The sequence below is a fragment of the Selenomonas bovis DSM 23594 genome (assembly GCF_000381005.1).
Lineage (GTDB): Bacteria > Bacillota > Negativicutes > Selenomonadales > Selenomonadaceae > Selenomonas_C > Selenomonas_C bovis.
On record NZ_KB908443.1, the window covers coordinates 1 to 2,419 of the forward strand.

Below are 2,419 nucleotides of genomic sequence, written 5' to 3' on the forward strand. Positions count from 1 at the left end.
GCCGCTCGACCATAGTCGGCAGCATCAAGGGCGACAGCAAGCCAAAGGGAACGCGGGCGGCGAGGGATGAGAGCGGGAAGTATATCCGTGTGCCCAGTGGCATGAGCTATGCGGAATGGTATCAACAGTACATTGACCGAACGAGCACAGGCGAAAAAATCTTTGCACATCATGATTTGGAAAATGGTATAATAGAGACGGATAAATCAAACGTAAAAGGAACAGCCTACGGCGTAAATCTGGTAACATCTAAAAGGGGCGGAAAGACCTGGAATTTTTATGATGGTAGCGGCTTGCAGTATTTGCAGGTTTCTGATAATGACCATGGGCATAAAAAAGAATCTGTATTTGGTACTCATGGCGAGCATGCTCACTGGTATAATGTCGATAGCAAAGGAATCCCAAGGCATGGCAAGGCTGTTGAGATTCCTGAGTATGTGAGAAAGGCATTGGGTGATCAGCTATGACCTACAAGCAAATACAAGAAGATGTTATCACTACACAAAGTTGCTATACATTTGACTATAATGGAAAGCCTTGCGGCATCGATCCAGTAGATGGAACTTTTAATCTATGGTATGGCGATGCAGATTACAATTTCCCCAACATGAAAGAATTGTTTGAAGCAAGAGTTTTTGATGGCAAAAGCCTGAAAGAAATCATCGGTAGTATAAAAAACTATGGTGAAGGCTGACATAGTGAATTAAATATCTTTGAAGGGCACCAAGCGAAAGCGAGGTGCTTTTATTATGCGAAAAATCTAAGGATATGTTGACGGCAACAATGAAGCACGGAGGTGGCGCGTATGGCGAACTTCAAGCTAATTTATCAGATCTTGTCGTTGCTCGATAAATACCTCGACTACGACGAGCCGGATTGGAGCAAGCTTTCTGCTGAGAACTTCAAGGTGTCGGAAAGGCGCTTCGTCTCCATCATGATTATGCTTTGCAAAGCCGGGTATATCGACGGCATAGACATCATCCACCTAGGCGGCAATGAGTGCGATCTGAAGTATATCGACCCATCGATTACACTGAAAGGCCTTGAATACCTTGAGCAGAATGATTTGATGCACAAGGCCTATCGATTGCTCAAGGGAATCAAAGACGTTACACCAGGCGCGTGAATTCTATATAGCAAACAAGCACCAAGCGAACGCGAGGTGCTTTTCTTATGCCCAAAATCTGAGGAGGCGGAGAAGATGCTTTTTTTCAAGCGGTTGACAGGGTTAACGCCTGTTTCTAATCTGAAAGAATGTATTGTTCATGGCGACGATGCAGACCGTGATGTTTTAGGTATGGTGGTGAACGCTCTAATTTCTGCAGCTGTCTCCACGGTCGTTTCGCTGCTGACAATCAGCGCTTTAACCATAGCGCAATGAGATTTGCGATGACAGATGTCAAAAAGGCTACTCCCAAAGGGACGTAAACGGATCGGACGCGAAACTGCTTCCAAAATCGTTGCTGCAGCTCGAGATAGTTTATACCGTTTTTTGTGATGGAAAAGACGTCATTGAGAGCTGGCAAATTATCGTTCTCAAGTCGAAAACCGTCGTGCAGGCAAGACACATAACCGCGCTGACGCAAAGCATCCAGATAAGATGCGGCATCGGTGATTTGTATTCGATGGACAGCGCACAGCTGGCTAATGGTAATCCCTCGGTGGCTATAGACAGTTTTTAAAATTGTTTCGAGTGAGTCGCCCAGTTCCTTATCGTAATCCATGAGGACCATCTCCTTTGCGGCCATTATACCATGTAGGAGGCTAAATAATGAGTGTTTTATACAATGATAAGGAGCTTCAAGAGGCGTTGAAGGAATGGCAGCATATTTTGAAGCTCGATGCCTGGGATATTCGCGCCAAAATCTGTCGGGCCGACGAGATGACCTTGGAAGATGCGCAGGGGGAAAATAATTGGGTGCTTGAATCGAGAAAGTCGGTCATCCATATCATCGATCCGCTCGATTATCCACGCAACACGATGTTCGCACAGGACATGGAGCAGACGCTGGTCCATGAGCTTTTGCATCTGCATTTTGCCCCCTTTGAACCAGACGGAGAAGGTCTTGCCTCCTGCATGATGGAACAAACGATAGAGCTGTTGGCGGGGACATTGGTCGGCCAACATCGGATGAACAAGATAGACTGAGCACTGAGCAGAGATGCGAGGTGCTTTTCTTATATCCAAATTTCAAGAGAGGAGAATTTCAGATGACAGAAGATAGGCAGAACGGCTTCTCGTTCCGGCTGCAGCGTTTCGCCGATGGCGGGACAGATGGCGGAACGGAAGGGCAGGAGAGCGGCGGCAAGGCGTCCGCAGATGCTTCGGCAGGGCAGGAGGGCGGCAAGTCTGCCGATGAAAGCCCCAAGGCCGATGAGGCGGCGGTGCAGCGCCGGATTGATGAGGCGCTGGCGTCGG

Annotated in this window: 7 protein-coding genes; 6 read left to right on the forward strand and 1 reads right to left on the reverse strand. The window is 47.7% G+C overall.

All coding sequences use genetic code 11. The features are described from left to right. From F599_RS14540 to F599_RS15705, 4 genes are all read left to right on the forward strand, one after another. The coding region (locus tag F599_RS14540; RefSeq protein WP_033369480.1) for a hypothetical protein at positions 1 to 467 on the forward strand (467 nt) is incomplete at its 5' end. Beyond that, positions 464 to 694, forward strand: coding sequence for a hypothetical protein (locus tag F599_RS14545; protein ID WP_019543948.1), 231 nt, complete (start codon positions 464 to 466; stop codon positions 692 to 694). The genes F599_RS14540 and F599_RS14545, both read left to right, overlap by 4 nt. A gap of 111 nt (positions 695 to 805) precedes the next feature. Beyond that, the gene (locus F599_RS0113135) at positions 806 to 1,126 is read left to right on the forward strand and encodes a YjcQ family protein (protein WP_019543949.1); all 321 of its coding nucleotides are present in this window, start codon (positions 806 to 808) and stop codon (positions 1,124 to 1,126) included. A 75-nt stretch (positions 1,127 to 1,201) separates the two neighbouring features. Continuing rightward, positions 1,202 to 1,381, forward strand: coding sequence for a hypothetical protein (locus F599_RS15705; protein ID WP_156022051.1), 180 nt, complete (start codon positions 1,202 to 1,204; stop codon positions 1,379 to 1,381). On the opposite strand, the gene F599_RS0113140 is transcribed toward F599_RS15705, so the two are convergent. After that, positions 1,356 to 1,724: a hypothetical protein gene (locus tag F599_RS0113140; RefSeq protein ID WP_019543950.1), complete on the reverse strand. Its 369-nt coding sequence runs from the start codon at positions 1,722 to 1,724 to the stop codon at positions 1,356 to 1,358. The genes F599_RS15705 and F599_RS0113140 overlap by 26 nt on opposite strands. A 47-nt stretch (positions 1,725 to 1,771) precedes the next feature. Here F599_RS0113140 and F599_RS0113145 point away from each other — a divergent pair, with 47 nt between their 5' ends. After that, entirely contained in the window at positions 1,772 to 2,149 is a 378-nt protein-coding gene (locus F599_RS0113145) for a hypothetical protein (protein ID WP_019543951.1), read from the forward strand. Between the two features lie 62 nt (positions 2,150 to 2,211). After that, positions 2,212 to 2,419 (forward strand): hypothetical protein (locus tag F599_RS14550; RefSeq protein WP_033369481.1); only part of this gene is annotated, 208 nt, incomplete at its 3' end.

Bases quoted from the DNA above. Each gene is read 5' to 3' on its own strand.
- F599_RS0113145 (WP_019543951.1), top strand. From the start codon at position 1,772: ATGAGTGTTTTATACAATGATAAGGAGCTTCAAGAGGCGTTGAAGGAA.
- F599_RS14545 (WP_019543948.1), top strand. From the start codon at position 464: ATGACCTACAAGCAAATACAAGAAGATGTTATCACTACACAAAGTTGC.
- F599_RS0113135 (WP_019543949.1), top strand. From the start codon at position 806: ATGGCGAACTTCAAGCTAATTTATCAGATCTTGTCGTTGCTCGATAAA.
- F599_RS0113140 (WP_019543950.1), bottom strand. From the start codon at position 1,724: ATGGATTACGATAAGGAACTGGGCGACTCACTCGAAACAATTTTAAAA.
- F599_RS15705 (WP_156022051.1), top strand. From the start codon at position 1,202: ATGCTTTTTTTCAAGCGGTTGACAGGGTTAACGCCTGTTTCTAATCTG.